Genomic DNA, 20,079 nt, shown 5'->3' with positions numbered 1-20,079 from the left:
GAGGCACGCGCCATGGCCACCGCCCCCGCCCCGGACGACCCCGCTGTCAGCGTCTGCTTCGTCGTGACGATCGACGACATCGAGCTCGGGTCGTTCAACACCTGTGACGGGCTGGGCTGCGAAGTCGTCCTGGAGACCCGCGAGGAGGGCGGCAACAACGGGCACGTGTGGCAGCTGCCGACCCGGCTGAAGTACTCCAACGTGAAGCTGTCGCGTCCGCTCACCCGGGAGACCGAGAAGGTGGCGCGCTGGTTCGCCACGATGACGACCGGGTTCAGCCGCAAGACCGCGCACATCGAGGCGCGGACCGGCGACGGCCGCAAGGTGGCCCAGTGGGGGCTGCTCGAAGTGGTGCCCGTGCGCTGGACCGGGCCCTCGTTCACCCCGGAGTCGCCCAAGGTCGCGATGGAGACGATCGAGATCGCCCACCACGGCTATGTGATGGAGGGCTGAGCGCGGTGAGCGGCGCGGGACCCATCGCCTTCAGCGCGGCCGGGACGTCCGGGGTGGCGTCCGCCGCGAAGGGCGGCTCGGCCAGACCGAAGCTGGAGCACGCCTACCTGGAGCTCCGTACACCGCCCACCGGGGGCGGGCTGACCCCAGGCGGCCCGTGCGGGCGGATCGACTTCCAGTTCAACCCGAAGGAGTTGAGCCTGACCAAGGCGGCCTCCTGGAAGCGCACCCCGGCCAAGGGCGCGAAGAGTTCGGGCCCGCCGGAGTACCAGGGTTCGCAGCCCAGCAAGTTGACCGTCGAGATGTTCTTCGACGCGGGCGACACCCAGGACACCCGGGTCGTGACGGCGGTGGAGCAGCTGTTCGCGTGCTGCGTACCGACGAACGAGACCAGGCAGCAGCAGCGTTCTTCGCCGCCATGGGTGGTGTTCCACTGGGGAGGGCTGACCGGATTCCCGGGTTACGTGAGCCAAGTCGCCGCCAAGTACACGCTGTTCACCACGTCGGGCGTGCCGATCCGGGCCGTGTGCCAGGTCACGATGGAGGAGATCAGCGGGGAGACGCCCGGCCAGAACCCCACGTCAGGGGCGCTGGCGGCCAGGCGGGTGCACCGGGTCGCGTCCGGGGACTCGCTGCCGTCGCTGGCCCACCGGGAGTACGGCGACGCGGGCGCCTGGCGGGTCATCGCCGAGGCGAACGGCATCGATGACCCGATCAGGCTGGCCCCGGGCACGCAGCTGCTGCTGCCCGCGCTGGACGAGTTGAGCCGGCTGGACGACAACGGCGGCCGGGGGGTGGGGCGATGACGCGCCCCGGGGTCACCAGTGCGCTGGTGGTCGAGTTCGACGGCCGCCCGCTGCCCGCGAAGTTCCTCAACACGCTGGTCGAGGGATACGTGGACGACAGCCGTACGCTCCCCGATCTCTTCCTGCTCAGGTTCCGCGACCCGGACCGCGTCCTGCTCGAACAGACCGGCCTGAAGATCGGCAGCGAGGCCCGGCTCCTCGCCAGGGCCGGCGGGGGAACCGCCCCGAAACCGCTCCTCGAAGGAGCGGTCACCGCCCTGGAGGTGGAACTGGACGAGACCGGCACCTTCACCGTGGTCCGGGGACTGGACGAATCACACCGGCTGCTGCGGGGCCGGCGCGTCGCGAGCTACCAGAACATGACCCTGTCCGACATCTGCGGCCAGGTCGCCCAGCGCGCCGGACTCAAACCCGGCACCGTGGACATCGCAGGCCCGGTCATCGAGCACCTCGCCCAGCCCAACGTCACCGACTGGGAGTTCGTGCGCGGACTCGCCGAGGAGGCGGGCGCCCAGGCATACGTGCGCGACGGGCAGTTGCACATCACCCGGCCCGCCGAGGCGAGCGGGGCGCCGGACAGCTCCGCGCGCGCCGACCGCGACCCGCTCGTCCTCGAACTCGGCAGCAACCTGCTGCGCTGCCGCGCCGGGGTCTCCGCCGCCGAGCAGGTCTCCGAGGTCGAGGTGCGCGGCTGGGACATCGGTGCCAAGGAGCCGCTGGTCGGCCGGTCGCCCGCCGGGAAGTCGGCGACGCTGGACCTCGGCCTCACGGCGGCCGAGGTCGCCGCCCCCTTCGGCGACGCCCGGTTCGTCGTCACCGACGCCGCGTACGGCACCCAGGCACAGGTGGACCAGGCGGCGAGGGCGCTGGCCGAGCGCATCGCGGGCTCGTTCGCGGAACTGGAGGCGGTGATCCGGGGCAACCCCGAGGTCACGGCGGGCAGCGCGGTCGCCCTCAACGCGGTCGGCGCGCCCTTCGAGGGCCGCTACACCGTCACCTCCTCGCGCCACGTCTTCGACGCCGTACGCGGCTACGAGACCTGGATCACCGTGTCCGGTCAGCAGGAGCGCTCGCTGCTCGGGCTCACGGCGGCCTCCGGCGCGTCCGGGAGCGGTCCGCGCTGGGCGGGCCTGGTCAGCGGGACGGTCACCGACACCCAGGACCCGGAGGGATCGGGCCGGGTGAAGGTGCGCTTCCCCTGGCTGTCCGACGAATACGCGAGCGACTGGGCGCGCACGGCGCAGTCCGGCGGCACGGGGGGTGGCGAGGCATTCATCCCCGAGGTCGGCGACGAGGTGCTGGTCGGCTTCGAGCAGGGCCACCTGGACCGGCCCTACGTGCTGGCAGGGCTGTACAACGGCAAGGACCGGCCCGGCGGGGGAGGCGGCGCCGGGGCCCCAGGGACATCCGGCACCCCCGGCGCGCCCGACGCGGGCGGCGGCGACCTGGTCGACCCCACCACCGGCGCCGTCAACCGCCGCGCCTTCGCGTCCAGGAGCGGCAACCAGCTCGAACTGCTGGACGCGGCGAACGGCCCGCAGGGCGTACGGCTGCGGACCGGCGACGGGAAGCTCACCATCGACCTGGACCGCCGGGGCACCGCCGTCGTGATCAACAGCGACGGCAGCGTCACCATCGAGGCCAAGGAACAGGTGTCCGTCACGGCAGCCAAGGGTGTCTCCCTGGACGCCGGGCGCGGCGAGCTGAAACTCACCGGAGAGAGCGTCACCCTCACCTCCCGCAGCGGGCTCGCCCTGAACGGCGGCAACGGCAAGGTCGCCCTGTCCACCGACGGTGCGGTGGAGGTGCGCGGCGGCCAGGTCACGGTCGACGGCAGCCGGCGCACGGACGTGAAGAGCGGTGGCTCGGTCTCCGTCAACGCACCGATGGTCCAGCTCAACTGACGTACCACCACACCCACAGCGAACAGGAGCGCCCCGCATGCCGTCAGCAGCAGCCGCCCGGGTCGGCGACCCCACGGGTCACCCGGGCACGGTCGGGCCGCCCGGGGTGGTCTCGGTGCTGATCGGCGGCAGGCCCGCGGCCACGGTCGGCACCACCCACCAGTGCGCCTCGCCGCTCGGCCACCCGCCGACTCCGATCGCGCCCCCGGGCAGCCGGAGCGTGTTCATCGGCGGCAGGCCCGCCGCCCGTGTCGGTGACCTGAGCGGCTGCGGGGCGCCGATCCTCTCGGGCTGTCCCACGGTGCTGATCGGAGGCTGAACGGACATGGGAGAGCAGTTCATCGGGGCCGGCTGGGCCTTCCCGCCGCGTACGGATGCCACCGGGTCGATCGCGCTGGTACGCGGCGAACGCGAACTGGAGGAGTCGATCCGGCTGATCCTCGCGACGTCACCGGGCGAGCGCCCGATGCGGCCCGAGTTCGGCTGCGCGGTCAACGACTACGTGTTCGCCCCCGCCGACGCCGGAACGGCCGGGCAACTCGCGTACGAGGTGCGCCTCGCCCTCGAACGCTGGGAACCGCGCATCGAGGTCGCCGACGTCACCGTCCGCTTCGACGCGGCGGACAGCGGGGTGCTCTACATCGACATCGGTTACACGGTGCGCGGCTCCAACGACCCGCGCAACCTCGTCTTCCCGTTCTACGTGATCCCGCCGCACGGACCGGAGACGAACCCCGACGACGAGGAGGCCGGCGCGTGACGCTGCCCAGTCCCCAGCTGGACGACCGCCGCTTCCAGGGCCTGGTGGACGAGGCCAAGCGCCTGGTCCAGCAGCGCTGCCCGGAGTGGACCGACCACAACGTGTCGGACCCGGGCGTGACGCTCATCGAGGCGTTCGCCACGATGGTCGACCAGCTTGTCTACCGGGTGAACCGGGTGCCGGAGAAGAGCTACCTCACCTTCCTCGACCTGATCGGCGTGCGGCTGCACCCGCCGACGGCCGCGCGCACCGATGTGACCTTCAGACTGTCCGCACCCCGCCCCGACCCGGTCGTGGTGCGCGCCGGGACCGAGGTGGCGACCGTCCGTACGGAGACGGAGGAGGCGGTCGTCTTCACGACCTCGTCCGAACTGACCGTCGTGCCCTGCTCGTTCGCCCACCTGGCGACCTGGCCGGCCGCCGGGGAAGTGGTCGACCGCACCGAACAGCTCGCCATCGGGCGTGACGTGGCCTGCTTCGGCGCCACCCCCGCCCCCGGTGACTGCCTCTACGTGGGCCTGTCGGCCGCCGTGCCGGCCGGGGTGGTCGTCCTGCGGCTCGACTGCCGCGTCGAGGGCGTCGGCGTGGACCCGCTGCGCCCGCCCCTGGTCTGGGAGGCGTGGGACGGGACCGCCTGGGCGGCCTGCGAGGTCGAGAAGGACGACACGGGCGGCTTCAACCGGTCCGGCGAACTCATCGTGCACCTGCCGAGGACCCACACCCCGGCCGCCGTCGTCCGGCGCACCGGCGGCTGGCTGCGCTGCCGCCTGATCGAGGCCGAGCCCGGCCGCCCGACCTACCTGGCGCCCCCCGTGGTCCGGTCCGTCACCGCCTTCACCATCGGCGCGACCGTCGCCGCCGAGCACGCCGAGACCATCACCGACGAAGTGCTCGGCGCGGCGGAGGGCGTACCCGGCCAGGCGTTCACCCTGGCCCGCTCGCCCGTCGTGCCGGGGGACTTCGTGGTCGAGGTCGCGGACCCGGCGAGCGGCCCCGAGCCGGAGTACACCCGCTGGACCAGGGTCGACGACTTCGCGCACTCCGGCCCGGAGGACCGGCACATCACCCTGGACCCGAACTCCGGCCGCGTCGAGTTCGGCCCAGCCGTACGCGAACGGGACGGCACCATCCGCTACTACGGGGCCGTCCCCGCAAAGGGCGCCACGGTCCGGGTGCGTGCGTACCGCACCGGAGGCGGGCTGCGCGGCAACGTCGCCCGCTCGACCCTGAAGATCCTGCGCAGCGCGATTCCGTACGTGGCCCGCGTCGAGAACCGCAGACCCGCGCTCGGCGGGGTCGACGGGGAGAGCGTCGACAGCGCCCGGGTGCGCGGCCCGATGACCCTGCGCACCCTCCACCGGGCCGTCGTCCCGCACGACTACGAACTCCTCGCCCGCGAAGTCGCCCCGGACGCCGCCCGCGTCCACTGCATCCGGGCCGGGGCCGACGGCGACGAGAGCGACGCCACCGCCCAGGGCGTACGGCTCCTCGTCGTGCCCGCCGGGCGCAGCGACGACCAGGGCCGGATCGAGTTCGACGAGCTGGTCCCGCCCGCCCAGACCCTGCGCCTCATCGCCGGACACCTGGACGAGCGCCGCCCGATCGGCGCCCGCCTCGCCGTCGAACCGCCGTTCTACCAGGGCGTCACCGTCGTCGCCTCGGTCCAGGCCGAGCCGGGCGCGGACCGCGATCGGGTGCGCGACGCGGCACTGGCCGCGCTGTACGGGTACTTCAACCCCCTGACCGGCGGTCCCAACGGGCAGGGCTGGCCCTTCGGGCGCCCGGTCCAGTCCGGCGAGGCGTTCGCCGTGCTCCAGCGGGTGCCGGGCGTGGACCTGGTGGAGGACGTACGCCTCTACCGAGCCGACCCGGTGACCGGCGAGCGCACCGACGCCACCACCAAGATCCCGCTCGACCGGCACGCGCTGGTCTTCAGCTACGAGCACCAGCTCCGCGTGAGGGGAGCCTGACACCATGCGCACCGGCGTCCCCGGGCTCCCCACCCCGCACCCCCTGGTCGACCAACTCCCCGCCGTCTACCTGGAACAGGACTTCCTCCGCCGCTTCCTCACCGCGCTGGACGACGTCCTCGCCCCGGTCCTGCTCACCATCGACAACCTCCCCGCCCACCTGGACCCGCGCAGCGCCCCGGACGACTTCCTGGCCTGGCTGGCGCAGTGGGTGGCGGCGGAGGCCGCCGAGGACGGCCCGGTCGAACGGCGCCGTGAGACGGTACGCGGTGCGGTGGCCCGGCACGCCCGGCGCGGGACGGCGGGCGGCCTCGCCGAGGCCGTACGCCTGGTGACCGGCGCGGACCCGGAGATCACGGAGAGCGGTGGCACCGCCTGGTCCACCGGACCCGGCACCACGCTTCCCGGCGCGCCGCGCCCCTGGGTGACGATCCGGGTCCGGGAGGGGCGCGGCCGGACCGTCGACCGGGCCCGGCTGGAAGAACTCATCGGCACGGAGGTGCCGGCCCACGTGGGCTTCACGCTGGAGATCCTGCCCTCGGACGGGGGCGCGGGGGGTGCGACGCGGTGATCTGCGAGTCGTGCGGTACGAGGAACGAACCGGGCCGCGAATTCTGCGTGTCGTGCGAGGCGTTTCTGGCGTGGGAGGAGGGCGACGAGCCCGCGCCCGGGCCCCCCGTGCCTCGTGCGCCCGCGCAGCCAGGTCCGCCGGTGACGAGCCCGTCGGCGCCCGCCCCGCCGCCCCCCGCCGCTCCGGAACCAGGACGGGGCGCCGTGCCGCCGACCCCCGTACCTCCGGACCCGCCCCGCCCGTCGTCCCCCACCCCACCGCATCCGGCCCACCCGGCGAACCCCCTCCCCGCCATCCCCCCGCAACGCCCGCCGACCCCCGCGTTCCGCGCCCAGGCCCCGGACCGGCCGGACCCGTCACCCCGTACGCCCCCCGGCGCCGCCCCCCGGCGCCCCGGCGACCGGCCGGACACTCCGCCCGGCCCATCCGCGGCCTGGACACCCGACGGGTCGGCCTCCGAACCGCCGCCCGCCGCGCCGGTCGGGGCCGCGCCCGTGCGGTGCCCCGGCTGCGGCGCCGAGAACGCACCCGACCGCACCCTGTGCGTCCGGTGCGCCCTGCTCCTCGACCCCGGGGCCCCGCCCGCCGCGCGCCCGCCGTGGTGGCGCCGCCTCTTCCGGCGGGGCCCGGCGCGGGGCCACGAGGCCGGGGCCCGGCCGCGACGCCGTCGGCGGGGGCCGAGGCTCGGGATCCCCCTCGCGCTGCTCCTCGTTCTGGCCGGGGTGTGGTTCGCGCTGCCGCATCTGTCCGGCCTGCTGGGCCTCGCCAAGGAGGAGACCGGCGCGCCGGAGTCGATGCCGCCTTCCGCGTGCCACGCGTCGAGCGCGGCCTCCGGGCACGCGGCGGGCGCCGCCGTGGACGGCTTCAACAACCGGTACTGGGCGCCCAAGGCCACCGGCGGCGGGGCGGGGGACTTCCTTGAGTGCACGTTCGACTCGCCGGTCCGGCTGAGGAAGATGGTGGTGTTCTCCGGCACGTCGACGCGTACGGACGAGTACCTGACGCAGGCCCGGCCGGCCCGGCTCATCGCCGAACTGACCGCGAAGGACGGCACCAAGAGCACGAAGGCGATCCGGCTCGCCGACCGGGCGGGCCAGCAGACGTTCGACGTACGGGGCTCGGAGACCGTCCGCATCCGGCTCACGGTCGACTCCGCGTACGGCACCGGAAAGGGCCGCCGGGTGGCGATCGCCGAGGTCGAGTTCTTCGGCCACCGCTCCTGACACGGCTGAGCACCACGCGCGCCCGGCTTGCGACGGAGGGAGGGGGACGGCAGGGTTCGGAGCTGTGCCCACTCTCCTGATCGTGCATCACACCCCCTCGCCGAACTGCCAGGCCCTCTTCGAGGCCGTCGTCTCCGGCGCGACGACGGACGAGATCGAGGGCGTACGCGTCGTACGGCGCGCCGCGCTCGCCGCGACGGCCTCCGACGTACTCGAAGCGGACGGGCTGCTCCTCGGCACCCCGGCGAACCTCGGATACATGTCCGGGGCGCTCAAGCACTTCTTCGACCAGATCTACTATCCGTGCCTCGACACCACCCGGGGCCGCCCCTTCGGCTACTACGTGCACGGCGGCAACGACGTCACGGGCGCTGTGCGCGGCATCGAGACGATCACCACCGGCCTCGGCTGGCGCCGGGCGGCGGACGTCGTGAAGGTGACGGGCGAGCCGGCCAGGGCGGACAACGAAGCGTGCTGGGAGCTGGGAGCCACGCTGGCGGCCGGCCTGAGCGAATAAGGGCTGCGCGACCGGCCTCCGGACGCTACGCTGTGCCGCGATGACGACTCACTCTCTCCAAAGATTGGGGGCCCCGTCCGCGCAAGGTGAGTGCTGATGACCACTCACCGGCCCGACGAGGATCCCTTCCTGTCCTTCTGGCTGCGCGTGCGCGAGTTCGCCGTGCCGCCCTCCATGATCGAAACCGCCACCGCCCGGCGTCGTACCGGCGACTGGGCGGGCGCGTGTGCCGCGGCCGGTATCGACCTCGACTTCACGCCCCGGGCCCTGGCCCGCACGTACGGGCGGGAACTCGCCGCCCGTGTACGCGCGGACCTGCGCCATCTGGCTCCGGACCTGCTGCGCTGGCACATGCCGAGGATCGCTCCGCGCGGGCTGCTGCGTCCCGGGCTGACGATCGCGCTCGCGCGGTACGACTCCGAGCCGCGCCCCGGGACCGCTGGTGCACCGGCCTCCGTGCATGTGGTGGCCAGAACACCGCCTGCCTGGGCGGACGCCGGGCAGCGGATCAGCCTCGGCCTGTGGGACGGCACCGGCTCCGGGACCGTACGCCTGCATCCGCACCCCTACCCCAGCCGGCGGTTCCGGCTCGACCTGCACCGCCATCTGTGGGACGCGCGCAGCGCCGCCGACCTGCGGATACGTTCCGGAGTCGAGGACGGCGCGGGCACGGACCAGGACCTCATCGGCCAGGTACCGCCGGGGCGGCGCTGTGCGGTCGGCCGCTGGGCGGCGGAGGCCGCGCTGCTGCTCGACGCCGAAGGCCGCACATCGGGCCCCGTCACCGTACGGCTGGGCGGCCGGCACCGGCTGCTGCTGCACGCGACCGCGGACGGCCGTCTGCGGCTCGCGGACGCGGGGGCAGCCGCCACCCGCACCCCGCTGGTGCTGCCCGACGCGGCGACCTGGGCGCTGCCCGACCTCGAACTCCTGCGGTCGGGCGCGGTCGAGGCCGACCGGCTGCACCCGCTCGTCGCGGACGCGCTCGCCCCCGGGCACGCGCCGGCCGGTCCGCCGCCGGCCCCGGCGGGCGCCGGCGCCCCGCGTGTCGTGGACTGCCGGGGCGCCCGGCACCGGATCGGCCTGGTCGACGGGGTGCTGTCCGCCCTGGACCACGATCCGGCCGAGATCCGGCGCGAGGAGCTGCTGGTCGCCCTGACCGGGACCCCGCTGCCGTGCCTCCGTGCGATCGACGAGGCCCACCGCCGCCCGGACTGCCTCACCGGGGTGCGGGAACGGCTCGACCACGGCGACATCGCCGGAGCCCTCGCCGTGGTCGAAGGTCTCCTCGGCCCCGGCGCGCAGCTCCGGGACGGCCCACTCCGCGACGAACTGGAGACGGCGGCGCTCCGCAGGGTCACCCACGGCCTGTACCGCGCCGACCTGATCGAACCCGGACCCAGCAGCTGCTACCCCGTCCCCCCGCCCGCCCCCGCACGCCGCACACGCCCACGCCGGGCGGGGGCGCGCTGACGGGTGGGCCCGCACCAGCCGGTCCCGGGGCCGGCACCCCTTGAACCCCGCCACGACTCCCAAGGTGATGACCCATGCCCGTAAGCACCCTTTCCGCTCCGCCCACGGCCTCCCAGCTCGACATCGCCGGGACGCTGACCGCCCTGCTGCGCGACACGACGACCGAAGCGCGCCCCGACACCCAGCTGGAAGCCCTGACGCTGGCCGTCGCCGCCGACCTGCCCGTGCTGCTGTGGGGCGAGCCGGGCATCGGCAAGACCGCCGCCCTGACCCAGCTCGCCGACGACCTGGGCCTGCCCCTCACCACGCTCATCGCCAGCGTGCACGAGCCGTCCGACTTCTCCGGGCTGCCCGTCGTCGGGGACGATCCGGCGGAACAGGGCGTCCCCATGGCACCGCCGGACTGGGCCGTACGGCTGGTCCGGGCGGGACGCGGCCTGCTCTTCCTGGACGAACTGTCCACGGCCCCGCCCGCCGTGCAGGCGGCCCTCCTCCGGCTCGTACTGGAGCGGCGGGTCGGGGCGCTTCAACTGCCGCCCGGGGTACGCATCGTGGCGGCAGCCAATCCGCGGTCGTCGGCGGCCGACGGATGGGAGCTGAGCCCGCCGCTGGCCAACCGGTTCGTCCACCTCCAGTGGACCCACGACGAGGACGTCGTCGTACGCGGTCTCGGCGGGACCTGGCCCCGGGCGACCCTGCCCCGGCTCCGGCCCGAACTCCTCGGCGAATCAGTCGACTTCGCGCGGCGAGCGGTGTGCGGGCTCCTCGCGGCCCGTCCCGCGCTCGTCCACCGGCTGCCCAGCGGCGAGACCCGCAGGGGCGGTCCCTGGCCGTCGCCCAGGAGCTGGGACATGACCCTCACGCTGATCGCCTTCGCGACCGCCGCCGGCGTCTCCCGTGATGTGCTCTCGCTGATCGTCCGGGGCACGGTCGGGGACGGGCCGGGACTCGAACTCCTCGCGGCCATCGACCGGATGGACCTTCCGGACCCCGAAACACTCCTCGCCGACCCTGCGTCCGCCGTGCTGCCCGAGCGGGGAGACCTGCGGCAGGCGGTGCTCGACGGAGTGGTGGCGGCGGTGCGCAAACGCCTCGACCGGTCGCGCTGGGACGCCGCCTGGACGGTGCTCGTGCGCGCGGTCGAGACCGGAGCGCCGGACCTGGTCGTCGTCCCCGCGACCACCCTCGCGACGCTCAGGCAGGAGGAGTGGGACGTGCCCGCGTCGATCGAGGCGCTGGCAGGGGTCGTGTCGGTGTCGCGGCGCGCCGAGGACGCGGCGGCCCGCGCCGCCGTCGCGACGAAGGGCGGCCGGTGACCGGGGACGAGCTGGACCGCGACAAGCTCTTCGCCGCCCGGCTGCAGGCCGTCGGGGCCCGCCCGTTCCTGGCGACGGCGTTGTTCGCCCTCCACGTGGTCGAGTCGCCGCGCGTCCCGACGATGGCCGTCGACCGTCACTGGCGGTGCTACGTATCGCCGTGGTTCGTGGACCGCACGCCCGTGGAGGAGCTCGCCGGAGTGTGGGTGCACGAGGTGTCGCACCTGCTCCGGGACCACCACGGGCGCGGCGACCGGTTCGCGCGCACGCACGGACTGACCGGTGCGGCGGAGCGCCTTCGGATGAACATCGCGGCCGACTGCGAGATCAACGACGACGTGTACGGGGACGGTCTGGCCGCCCCCGAGGGAGCCGTGTGGCCCGCGACGCTGGGGCTCCCCGAGGGAAAGCTGATGGAGGAGTATCTGCGTCTGTTCCGGCTCGGGCCCCGTACGCAGGACTTCGCCTGGCTGGACTGCGGCAGCGGCTCCGACGGGCTCGACCGGGAGTGGGACCTCGGACCCGACGGCGCGCACGGGCTGAGCGAGCAGGAGCGCGACGCCGTGCGCTTCCGGGTGGCCCAGGGCATCACCGGCCGCCCGGGCCATGCGCCGAAGGCGTGGAAGCGGTGGGCGGAGGAGGCGTTCCATCCGCCCCAGGCATGGCGCGACCTGCTGGGGGCCGCCGTCCGGTCAGCCGTTTCCGGCCCCGGCGCGGGCGACGACTACTCGTACGGGCGTCCCTCGCGACGCTCGGTGGGCCTGCCCGGGGTGATCCTGCCGAGCCTGCGGCGCAGGCCACCGCGCGTGTCCGTGGTCATCGACACCTCGGGGTCGGTCAGCGACGTGGAGCTGGGCAGCGCGCTGCTGGAGGTGTCCGCGATCACCCGTGCCGTGGGCGGGCGCCGGGACCTGGTCACGGTGCTGTCCTGCGACGCGGCCGCCCGGGTCGTGCACCCGCTGTGCAGTGCGGAGGGCATCCCGCTGGTGGGCGGCGGCGGAACCGATCTGCGCACGGGCTTCGCCAAGGCCCTGCGGACGCACCCCCGGCCCGACGTCGTCGTGGCCCTGACCGACGGCCAGACCCCGTGGCCCTCTGTCCAGCCGGCGTGCCGGACGGTGGTGGGCCTCTTCGACCGGCCGGACCGGGGCTCGTGGGACGAGGAGGATCCGGACCACGTACCGGACACGCCCCCCGAGTGGGCGCGCGTCGTCAACATCGGCTAGTCGGAGAGCCGTTGATCCGGGTGACGGGGCACCCGTTCGATCCCGGAGGCGCCCGCCCGCAGCCCGTCCGTGACCAGGTCGAAGAGGCGGGCGGCACGGGGCTGCCAGTCGCTGTGCGGATCCAGTTGCCACAGGCCCGCTATGGCGAGGAGGAAGTCGTCCGGGGTCACCCCGGCGCGTATCGTGCCCGCCGCCTCGTTCGCCGCCAGCAGGAGCGTGATGGCCTCGGTCACCGGACCGTGGCCGACCTGCGCCAGGCTGCCGTGCCCGCTCGTCGCGGCGCGCAGGGCGTCCGCCAGGCCCGCCTTCGCCATGGCGTACCGGGCGAGGCGGTCCATCCACTCCCGCAGGGCGCGGTCGGCCGGGCGGTCGGCCAGGAGCTGGGCCGCCGCGTCGGCGACCTGCCGCATCTCGTACCGGTAGACCTCGAGCACCAGGGCCTCGCGGTGGGGGAAGTTGCGGTAGAACGTGCCCTGGCCCACGCCCGCCTTCCGCGCGATCACGCTCACCGGGGTGTCCGCGGCCCGGGTCAGCTCGGCGAGCGCGACGGCCAGGATGCGCTCGCGGTTGCGCTGCGCGTCCGGCCGCGTGGGCGTGCTCCTCGCGTCCCGCACCCTCCCCCCTCTCCCGAGCCACGGCCGGGGACGGCCTTGCTCGCCGGACACCCGTCCGTTAGGTTCGACAACCAAGCGGACAACTGTCCGCTTGCCTCCACCACAGCGCCGGATCAGGCCACTTGACCGACCGGCTTCCGTCGGCCCCCCACCCGCTCGCCGCGCTCTCCGCCTCCCGCACCGGCCGCACACCGTCCCGTGCGGAGCGGTCCAGCCCCTGCGAAAGAAGGCTGATCATGGCCCCATCGACGTCCAGCGCCGTCACCCTGCGCGTCAACGGCGAAAAATACACGCTGACCGTCGACCACCGCACCACCCTGCTCGACGCGCTACGCGAACGCCTCGACCTGACCGGCACCAAGAAGGGCTGCGACCAGGGCCAGTGCGGCGCCTGTACGGTGCTGCTCGACGGCCGCAGGGCCGTGGCCTGCCTCCAGCTCGCGGTGGCGGCCGAGGGGCGCGAGATCACCACCATCGAGGGCGTGGCGGACGGCGACCGCCTGCACCCCGTGCAGCAGGCGTTCCTGGACCTCGACGGATACCAGTGCGGCTACTGCACCCCGGGCCAGATCTGTTCCGCCCTCGCGGTCATCGAGGAGCACGCCGCCGGCTGGCCCAGCGCCGCGACCGAGGACGTACGGCCCGAGGCCGGGGTGCCCGCGCTCACCGCCGACGAGATCCGTGAGCGCATGAGCGGCAACCTCTGCCGCTGCGGGGCGTACACACAGATCGTCCAGGCGGTCGCCCACGCCGCCGAGGGCGCCGCCGGGCAGGCCAAGGAGCGTGTGGCATGAGGGAGTTCGGCTACGAACGGGTCCATGACGTCGCCGGAGCGGTGGCCCTCCTCGGCGCCGATCCCGGCGCCCGGCTCCTCGGCGGCGGCACCAACCTGGTCGACCTGATGAAGGCGGGCGTGGAGCGCCCCAGCCTTCTCGTCGACGTGAGGGAACTCCCCCTGGACGAGGTGGGGTTCAGCCCCGAGGGCGGTCTGCGCATCGGAGCCACCGTCTCCAACAGCGACCTGGCCGCCCACCCCGACGTACGCCGCCACTACCCGGCCCTCGCCCAGGCGCTGCTCGCCGGAGCGTCCGGGCAGCTGCGCAACATGGCCACCGTCGGCGGCAACCTCCTCCAGCGCACCCGCTGCGGCTACTTCGCCGACCTCGCCAAACCCTGCAACAAGCGTGCCCCCGGTACCGGCTGCCCCGCCCTCGCGGGCGACCACCGCAACCACGCAGTCCTCGGCGCGTCGGAGCACTGCGTCGCCACGCACCCCTCCGACATGGCGGTCGCCCTCGCGGCGTTCGACGCGGTCATCTCGTACGCAACGGCAGAGGGGCCCGGCGAGTTGCCGATCGAGGCGTTCTACCTGCCCGTGGGCGGCACCCCGCACATCGAGACCGCGCTGCCCGCCGGTGCCGTGATCACCGGCGTCACGCTGCCGCCCGCCCCGGCCGCCGCTCACTCCCGCTACCGCAAGGTGCGCGAGCGTGCCTCGTACGCCTTCGCGATCGGTTCGGTCGCCGCCGCCCTCGATGTACGCGACGGTGTCGTGCGCGACGTCCGCCTCGCCCTCGGGGCCGTCGCCTCCCGTCCGTGGCGGGCCCGTACCGCCGAACGGGCCCTGACCGGCGGCCCGGCCGACGCGGCCGCTTTCGCCGCGGCGGCCCACGCCGAACTGGCCGCCGCCCGGCCGCTGCCCGGGAACGGCTACAAGGTGACGCTGATGCGCAACCTCGTCGTCGCCGAGCTCACCCGACTCGCCGAGGAGGCCGCCCGATGACCACGACGACCGGTACCACCACCGCCTCCGGGGCCGTCGGCTCGGGCCGGGCCCGGGTGGAGGGCCGCGACAAGGTCACCGGCGCCGCCCGCTACGCCGGCGAGATCCCCTTCGCCCGGCTCGCCCACGGCTGGCTGGTCCTCTCCACGATCGCCCGGGGCCGGATCACCGCCGTGGCGGACGAATCCGTGCTCGCCATGCCGGGCGTGCTCACCGTGCTCCACCACGGCAACGCCCCGCGCGTCGAAACGGATTACGTGGGCATGCTCGGCCGGCCCAACCCGGTCGTCGGGCTCTTCCAGCACGACCGGGTGCCGTTCGTGGGCTGGCCGGTGGCCCTCGTGGTGGCCGAGACCCCCGAACAGGCCAGGGAGGCCGCCGAGGCCCTCGTGGTCGGCTACGAGGAGGAACCGCACGACGTGGCGTTCCGTGCCGGTCGCGACGACGCCTACCGGCCCGAGGGCTCCCCGATGGTGCGGGCCGACACGGACAAGGGGGACGTCCAAGCGCGGATCGACGGGGCCGCCTTCGTCGTGGACGCGGAGTACACCACCCCCGAGGAACACCACTGCTCGATGGAGCCGCACGCCGCGACCGCCCGCTGGGACGACGGCCGGCTCGACGTCACCGACTCCAATCAGGGCAGCTCCTGGGTGGCCGGAGAACTCGCCCAGCTCTTCTCCCTGGACCCCGCCTCGGTGCGCGTGCGCTCCGAACACATCGGCGGCGCCTTCGGATCGAAGGGGTTGAGCGCCCATCAGGTCGCCGCCGTCATGGCGGCGACAGCGCTGCACCGTCCCGTACGCGTCGTCATGACCCGGCGGCAGATGTTCTCGCTCGTCGGCTACCGCAGCCCCACTGCTCAGCGCGTCAGGGTCGCGGCCGACGCCGGAGGACGGCTGTGCGCCTTCGACCACGAGGCGCTGAACCTCACGTCCGGCGTGCACGAATTCATCGAGACCAGCGCCGTGCTCGGCCGCGTCCTGTACGACGCGGACGCGCACCGCACCCGGCACCGGATCGTACGGCTCGACGTGCCGACGCCGACCTGGATGCGCGCCCCCGGCGAGGCACCCGGCTCCTTCGCCATCGAGTCGGCCCTCGATGAACTCGCCGAGAAGTGCGGCGTGGACCCCATCGCCCTGCGGGCGCGCAACGAACCCGCCAACGGCCCGGTCTCGGGCCTCCCGTTCAGCAGCCGCAACCTGCTCGCCTGCTTCGAGGAGGGCGCCCGCCGGTTCGGCTGGGCGGACCGCGATCCGCGCCCCGGCCTGCGCCGCGAAGGCCGCTGGCTCATCGGGACCGGGACGGCCGCCGCCTCCTACCCCTCGGGCGTCGGCCGCTCCACCGCCGCCGTCACCGCCGAGGCGGACGGCACCTTCACCGTACGGGTCAACGCGGCGGACATCGGCACAGGGGCCCGCACCGCCATGACGCTCGTCGCCGCCGAAGCGCTCCAGGTGGACCCGGACCTGGTCCAGGTGCGCATCGGCGACAGCGACCTGGGCCACGCGATGATCGCGGGCGGCTCCACCGGCACGCGCTCCTGGGGCTGGGCGGTGCGCCTCGCGGCGGCCGACCTCCGCGAACGGCTGGCACTGGGCGGCGCCGTCCCGGCCGAGGGGATCACCGCCCGCGCGGACACCGCCGACGCCATCGCCGCCCTGCCGCAGCGGGAACGGCACTCATTCGGCGCCCAGTTCGCTGAGGTCGCCGTCGACGTCACCACCGGCGAGGTACGCGCCCGCCGCCTGCTGGGCATCTTCGCGGCGGGCACGATCGTCAACCCCCTCACCGCCCGCAGCCAGCTCATCGGCGGCATGACCTGGGGCCTCTCCATGGCGCTCCACGAGGAGGCGGTCCGCGACGCGGCAACCGGTGGGCACGTCAACGCCGACCTCGCCGGCTACCACGTCGCCTCCCACGCCGATGTGCCGCTCATCGAGGCGGACTGGGTGGACGACCCGGTGCCCGGCGACCCCGTCGGCATCAAGGGCATCGGCGAGATCGGCATCGTGGGCGTCGCCGCCGCGATCGCCAACGCGGTGTGGCACGCGACGGGCGTACGCCACCGGGAGCTGCCGATCCGCCCGGACCGCGTCCTGCGCGCGGGGGACAACCCCTAAGCGCCCAGCCGCATTTCGCGCCCCCGCCAGCGACGCCGCAGCCAGCGGTCGTGGCTGGCGACCACGACCGCGCCGGGGCCGGGGCCCAGCGCCTCCTCCAGCTCGTCGCACAGCGCGGGGGAGAGGTGGTTGGTCGGCTCGTCCAGCAGCAGCAGCTCCGGCGGGCGGGCCATCAGCAGCGCGAGCGCGAGCCTGCGCCGCTGGCCCGCCGACAGCTGCCGCACCTGCTTGCCCAGGTCCGCCGCGCGCAGCAGCCCGAGCGAGAGCAGCGGCACCCGTTCCGCGCGCTCGGCGCCCAGCACCCGTACGTAGGTGTCGGCGACGGTACGGTCCGGCCGGGCGAACACGCTGTCCTGCGCCAGCACCCCGACGGACAGGCCCGGCCGCCGGGCCACCTCGCCGACCGCGACCGGCCGGCCCGCGAGCACCGCGATCAGCGTCGACTTCCCCGTACCGTTGCCGCCCGTCACCAGCAGGCGGTCGGATGCCCCGACGTCGAGCTCGTCGACGGCCAGCCGTCCGGGGAACCGCACCCCGCGCAGGGACACCAGGGTGCCCGGCTCGGGCGGCTCGGTCCGCTCCGGGTACCGGAACCGCAAGGGGCTGGGCGGCTCGGCGACCTGGCGGCGCTCCGCCTCGTCCAGCCGGCGGGTGGCGTTGCGCACCCGGCGCGCGATCTGGCTCTGCACCCGGCCGGCCCGCAGCCCGTACCCCATCTTCTCGCTGTCGCGCGGCCCCCGGTCGGGCGCGACCTGGCGCGCGGTCACCGCGGCCGACCGGCGCAGCTCCCCGATCTCCTCCTGCTCCTCGGCGTACCGGCGCTCCCAGCGCGCCCGCTCCGCCCGCTTCTCCGCCAGGTACGCGCTGTACCCGCCGCCGTAGCGTACGGGCCCGTCCACCGCCGGATCGAGGTCGACGAGGTCCGTGCAGACGGCGTCCAGGAACGCCCGGTCGTGGCCGGCGATCACCACGGGCCCGGGCATCGTGCGCAGTTGCTCCTCGACGAACGCGGCGGCCTCGTCGTCCAGGTGGTTGGTCGGCTCGTCGAGGAGGAGGGCGGTCGGCCGGCGGACCAGCAGCGCGGCGAGCGCCAGCCGGCCGCGCTGACCGCCCGAGAGCGAGCGGAGCGTCCGCCCGTGCGGCAGGGAGCCGAGCCCGAGCCCGCCGAGCACGACGGCCGCGCGCCGGTCGGCGTCCCAGACCTCCCGCTCCTCGGCCTGTTCGAGTCGTCCGCCGTACGTCTCCAGGAGCCGCGCGTGCTCCGGAGAGTCTTCCGGTGTACGGGAGAGCAGCCCGGACAGCCGGTCGAGCTCCGCGAGGTCCGCCCGGGCCTCGCGCAGGGCGTCGTCCAGGACACCGGCGACGGTGGAGTCAGCGTGGTACGGCATCTCCTGGTGCAGGAACCCCACATCCGCGGGCCGGGTGACCTGCCCGGCGTCGGGCTCGTCCACCCCGGCGAGCAGCCGCAGGAGTGTCGACTTGCCGACCCCGTTCTCACCGATGAGGCCGATGCGGTCGCCGGGGGACGCGGTGAGCGACACCCCGTCCAGGACACGTTTCGTGCCGAGGACGCGGACCAGGTCGTGGGCGAGGAGGGCGCGGCTCATGCTTCCGGTGCCCCCGTCTCGCGCAGTTCCCCGTCCGCCAGCCGCAGCCACCTGCCCACGCCGATCCGTTCCAGGAACCGTTCGTCGTGGCTGACGACCATGAACGCGCCCCGGTACGAAGCGAGCGCGCTCTCCAGCTGGCCGGCGCTCACCAGGTCCAGGTTGTTCGTCGGCTCGTCCAGGAGCAGCAGCTGCGGGGCCGGCTCCGCGCACAGCACACAGGCCAGCGTGGCCCGCAGCCGCTCACCGCCCGACAGCACACCGACCGGCAGATGGGCGCGGTCGCCGCGGAAGAGGAAGCGCGCGAGCAGGTTCATCCGCTCGGCCTCCTCCCGGTGCGGGGCGTACGCGGCGAAGTTCTCGGCCACCGTGCGCCCGAGGTCGAGCAGGTCGAGCCGTTGCGAGAGGTACGCGATCCGCCCGTCGGCGCGCCTGATCGACCCGCCGCCCGGCTCCAGGTCACCGTTGACCATCCGCAGCAGGGTGCTCTTGCCGGCGCCGTTGGGCCCCGTCAGCGCGATGCGTTCGGGGCCCCGGATCGTCAGGTCGACGCCCTCGCCGGAGAACTGCTCCCGGCCGCCGAGGCGCACCCGCAGCCGCTCGGCGAGGAGCACCGTGCGGCCGGCGGGCACATCGGTGTCCGGCAGGTCGAGGGTGATGCGCTGTTCGTCGCGTACCGCACGCCCCGCCTCGTCCAGGCGGGCCTGCGCCTCGCCGACCCGGGAGGCGTGTGTCTGGCCGGACTTGCCGGCCGCCTCCTGGGCGCCGCGCTTCATGTTCCCGGCGAAGATGCGGGGCAGGCCCGCGTTCTTGAGGTTGCGTGCCGCGTTGCTCGCGCGCCGCTCGGCCCGTTCGCGGGCCTGCTGCATCTCGCGCTTCTCCCGCTTCAGCTCCTGTTCCGCGTTGCGGACGTTCTTCTCGGCCACCTCCTGCTCGGCCCGCACGGCTTCCTCGTACGCCGTGAAGTTGCCCCCGTACAGCCGCAGTTCCGATGTGCCGAGCTCGGCGATGCGGTCCATGCGGTCCAGGAGCGCGCGGTCGTGGCTGACGAGCAGCAGCGTGCCGTTCCACGACTCCAGCGTGTCGTAGAGGCGGTGCCGTGCGTCGAGATCGAGGTTGTTCGTCGGCTCGTCGAGCAGCAGGACGTCTGGCCGCTTCAGCAGCTGGGCCGCGAGGCCCAGCGAGACGACCTGCCCGCCGCTGAGCGTGCCGATGCTCCGGTCCAGGGCGATGCCGTCGAGACCGAGCCGGTCGAGCTGGGCGCGGGTGCGCTCCTCGATGTCCCAGTCGTCGCCGATGACCGCGAAGTGCTTCTCGTCCACGTCGCCGGACTCCACGGCGTCCAGCGCGCGGATCACCGCGTCGACGCCCAGTACCTCGGAGACCGACAGGTCACCGGTCAGGGGGAGGCTCTGCGGGAGATAGCCGAGCGTGCCGTCGACGGTGACGGAACCGGCGGTCGGGCGCAGCTCGCCGGCCAGCAGTCTGAGCAGTGTGCTCTTGCCGGAGCCGTTGGGGGCGACGAGACCGGTGCGGCCGCTGCCCACGCTGAAGGACAGGCCGGAGAAGACCGGGGTGTCGTCCGGCCAGGCGAAGGAGAGGTTCGAGCAGATGAGGGATGCGTCGGACATACGGGGACCTCGCGTGTGAATCCGGGGACGGGGGTACCACGGCCCCGGAGGAATGGTCAGAGGGAACAACGACATGGCCACTGCGGTGGCGCCCTGGGC

At 74.3% G+C, this 20,079-nt stretch carries 18 protein-coding genes; 15 read left to right on the top strand and 3 right to left on the bottom strand.

Annotation, left to right across the window (positions count from 1 at the left end):
• Window positions 1-12: 12 nt before the first annotated feature.
• The 12 genes from ABZ565_RS25505 to ABZ565_RS25450 all read left to right on the top strand — a co-directional run bounded on the left by ABZ565_RS25505 (window position 13) and on the right by ABZ565_RS25450 (window position 12,219).
• Window positions 13-453 (top strand): phage tail protein, encoded by a 441-nt coding sequence (locus ABZ565_RS25505; protein WP_143616874.1) that lies wholly within the window; start codon window positions 13-15, stop codon window positions 451-453.
• A gap of 5 nt (window positions 454-458) precedes the next feature.
• Entirely contained in the window at window positions 459-1,259 is an 801-nt protein-coding gene (locus tag ABZ565_RS25500; protein ID WP_361031224.1) for a peptidase M23, read from the top strand.
• Entirely contained in the window at window positions 1,256-3,163 is a 1,908-nt protein-coding gene (locus ABZ565_RS25495; RefSeq protein WP_361031221.1) for a VgrG-related protein, read from the top strand. Before ABZ565_RS25500 ends, ABZ565_RS25495 begins: the two co-directional genes overlap by 4 nt.
• A gap of 37 nt (window positions 3,164-3,200) precedes the next feature.
• A complete protein-coding gene (locus ABZ565_RS25490) occupies window positions 3,201-3,482 on the top strand; it encodes a PAAR domain-containing protein (protein ID WP_361031218.1) in 282 nt (93 codons plus the stop codon).
• 6 nt (window positions 3,483-3,488) lie between these two features.
• Window positions 3,489-3,923: a GPW/gp25 family protein gene (locus ABZ565_RS25485; protein WP_164404606.1), complete on the top strand. Its 435-nt coding sequence runs from the start codon at window positions 3,489-3,491 to the stop codon at window positions 3,921-3,923.
• The gene (locus tag ABZ565_RS25480) at window positions 3,920-5,893 is read left to right on the top strand and encodes a putative baseplate assembly protein (protein WP_361031215.1); all 1,974 of its coding nucleotides are present in this window, start codon (window positions 3,920-3,922) and stop codon (window positions 5,891-5,893) included. Before ABZ565_RS25485 ends, ABZ565_RS25480 begins: the two co-directional genes overlap by 4 nt.
• 4 nt (window positions 5,894-5,897) lie before the next feature.
• Window positions 5,898-6,464 carry a phage tail protein gene (locus ABZ565_RS25475; RefSeq protein WP_361031212.1) on the top strand — a complete coding sequence of 189 codons (567 nt, stop codon included), beginning with the start codon at window positions 5,898-5,900 and terminating at the stop codon, window positions 6,462-6,464.
• A 494-nt stretch (window positions 6,465-6,958) separates the two neighbouring features.
• On the top strand, window positions 6,959-7,687 hold the full coding sequence (locus ABZ565_RS25470) for a hypothetical protein (RefSeq protein WP_361031209.1): 729 nt from the start codon (window positions 6,959-6,961) through the stop codon (window positions 7,685-7,687).
• 64 nt (window positions 7,688-7,751) lie between these two features.
• On the top strand, window positions 7,752-8,204 hold the full coding sequence (locus ABZ565_RS25465; RefSeq protein WP_361031206.1) for a flavodoxin family protein: 453 nt from the start codon (window positions 7,752-7,754) through the stop codon (window positions 8,202-8,204).
• Window positions 8,205-8,300: 96 nt separating this feature from the next.
• A complete protein-coding gene (locus ABZ565_RS25460; RefSeq protein ID WP_361031203.1) occupies window positions 8,301-9,677 on the top strand; it encodes a hypothetical protein in 1,377 nt (458 codons plus the stop codon).
• Window positions 9,678-9,751: 74 nt separating this feature from the next.
• The gene (locus tag ABZ565_RS25455; protein ID WP_361031200.1) at window positions 9,752-10,993 is read left to right on the top strand and encodes a MoxR family ATPase; all 1,242 of its coding nucleotides are present in this window, start codon (window positions 9,752-9,754) and stop codon (window positions 10,991-10,993) included.
• Window positions 10,990-12,219: a VWA-like domain-containing protein gene (locus ABZ565_RS25450; RefSeq protein WP_361031197.1), complete on the top strand. Its 1,230-nt coding sequence runs from the start codon at window positions 10,990-10,992 to the stop codon at window positions 12,217-12,219. Before ABZ565_RS25455 ends, ABZ565_RS25450 begins: the two co-directional genes overlap by 4 nt.
• On the opposite strand, the gene ABZ565_RS25445 is transcribed toward ABZ565_RS25450, so the two are convergent.
• A complete protein-coding gene (locus tag ABZ565_RS25445; protein WP_361031194.1) occupies window positions 12,216-12,833 on the bottom strand; it encodes a TetR/AcrR family transcriptional regulator in 618 nt (205 codons plus the stop codon). The genes ABZ565_RS25450 and ABZ565_RS25445 overlap by 4 nt on opposite strands.
• 236 nt (window positions 12,834-13,069) lie before the next feature.
• Between ABZ565_RS25445 and ABZ565_RS25440 the strand changes: the two genes are divergently transcribed.
• From ABZ565_RS25440 to ABZ565_RS25430, 3 genes are read left to right on the top strand one after another with little or no spacing between them, the layout of a single operon-like run.
• The gene (locus ABZ565_RS25440; RefSeq protein WP_361031191.1) at window positions 13,070-13,627 is read left to right on the top strand and encodes a 2Fe-2S iron-sulfur cluster-binding protein; all 558 of its coding nucleotides are present in this window, start codon (window positions 13,070-13,072) and stop codon (window positions 13,625-13,627) included.
• Window positions 13,624-14,616: a xanthine dehydrogenase family protein subunit M gene (locus tag ABZ565_RS25435; RefSeq protein ID WP_361031188.1), complete on the top strand. Its 993-nt coding sequence runs from the start codon at window positions 13,624-13,626 to the stop codon at window positions 14,614-14,616. The genes ABZ565_RS25440 and ABZ565_RS25435 overlap by 4 nt, the downstream gene beginning before the upstream one ends.
• The gene (locus tag ABZ565_RS25430; protein WP_361031185.1) at window positions 14,613-16,742 is read left to right on the top strand and encodes a xanthine dehydrogenase family protein molybdopterin-binding subunit; all 2,130 of its coding nucleotides are present in this window, start codon (window positions 14,613-14,615) and stop codon (window positions 16,740-16,742) included. Before ABZ565_RS25435 ends, ABZ565_RS25430 begins: the two co-directional genes overlap by 4 nt.
• On the opposite strand, the gene ABZ565_RS25425 is transcribed toward ABZ565_RS25430, so the two are convergent.
• Window positions 16,739-18,349, bottom strand: a complete 1,611-nt coding sequence (locus ABZ565_RS25425) for an ABC-F family ATP-binding cassette domain-containing protein (protein WP_361031182.1) — start codon at window positions 18,347-18,349, stop codon at window positions 16,739-16,741. The two genes, ABZ565_RS25430 and ABZ565_RS25425, sit on opposite strands and share 4 nt — an antisense overlap.
• A complete protein-coding gene (abc-f, locus tag ABZ565_RS25420) occupies window positions 18,346-19,980 on the bottom strand; it encodes a ribosomal protection-like ABC-F family protein (protein WP_361031179.1) in 1,635 nt (544 codons plus the stop codon). The genes ABZ565_RS25425 and abc-f overlap by 4 nt, the downstream gene beginning before the upstream one ends.
• Window positions 19,981-20,079: the final 99 nt, after the last annotated feature.

The sequence above is a fragment of the Streptomyces sp. NPDC016469 genome (assembly GCF_040632905.1).
In the GTDB taxonomy this organism is placed as follows: domain Bacteria; phylum Actinomycetota; class Actinomycetes; order Streptomycetales; family Streptomycetaceae; genus Streptomyces.
This window is presented reverse-complemented; position numbering and strand designations above follow the sequence as displayed.

Bases quoted from the DNA above. Each gene is read 5' to 3' on its own strand.
- ABZ565_RS25495 (WP_361031221.1), top strand. From the start codon at position 1,256: ATGACGCGCCCCGGGGTCACCAGTGCGCTGGTGGTCGAGTTCGACGGC.
- ABZ565_RS25430 (WP_361031185.1), top strand. From the start codon at position 14,613: ATGACCACGACGACCGGTACCACCACCGCCTCCGGGGCCGTCGGCTCG.
- ABZ565_RS25490 (WP_361031218.1), top strand. From the start codon at position 3,201: ATGCCGTCAGCAGCAGCCGCCCGGGTCGGCGACCCCACGGGTCACCCG.
- ABZ565_RS25475 (WP_361031212.1), top strand. From the start codon at position 5,898: ATGCGCACCGGCGTCCCCGGGCTCCCCACCCCGCACCCCCTGGTCGAC.
- ABZ565_RS25440 (WP_361031191.1), top strand. From the start codon at position 13,070: ATGGCCCCATCGACGTCCAGCGCCGTCACCCTGCGCGTCAACGGCGAA.
- ABZ565_RS25485 (WP_164404606.1), top strand. From the start codon at position 3,489: ATGGGAGAGCAGTTCATCGGGGCCGGCTGGGCCTTCCCGCCGCGTACG.
- ABZ565_RS25455 (WP_361031200.1), top strand. From the start codon at position 9,752: ATGCCCGTAAGCACCCTTTCCGCTCCGCCCACGGCCTCCCAGCTCGAC.
- ABZ565_RS25435 (WP_361031188.1), top strand. From the start codon at position 13,624: ATGAGGGAGTTCGGCTACGAACGGGTCCATGACGTCGCCGGAGCGGTG.
- ABZ565_RS25505 (WP_143616874.1), top strand. From the start codon at position 13: ATGGCCACCGCCCCCGCCCCGGACGACCCCGCTGTCAGCGTCTGCTTC.
- ABZ565_RS25425 (WP_361031182.1), bottom strand. From the start codon at position 18,349: ATGAGCCGCGCCCTCCTCGCCCACGACCTGGTCCGCGTCCTCGGCACG.
- abc-f (WP_361031179.1), bottom strand. From the start codon at position 19,980: ATGTCCGACGCATCCCTCATCTGCTCGAACCTCTCCTTCGCCTGGCCG.
- ABZ565_RS25460 (WP_361031203.1), top strand. From the start codon at position 8,301: ATGACCACTCACCGGCCCGACGAGGATCCCTTCCTGTCCTTCTGGCTG.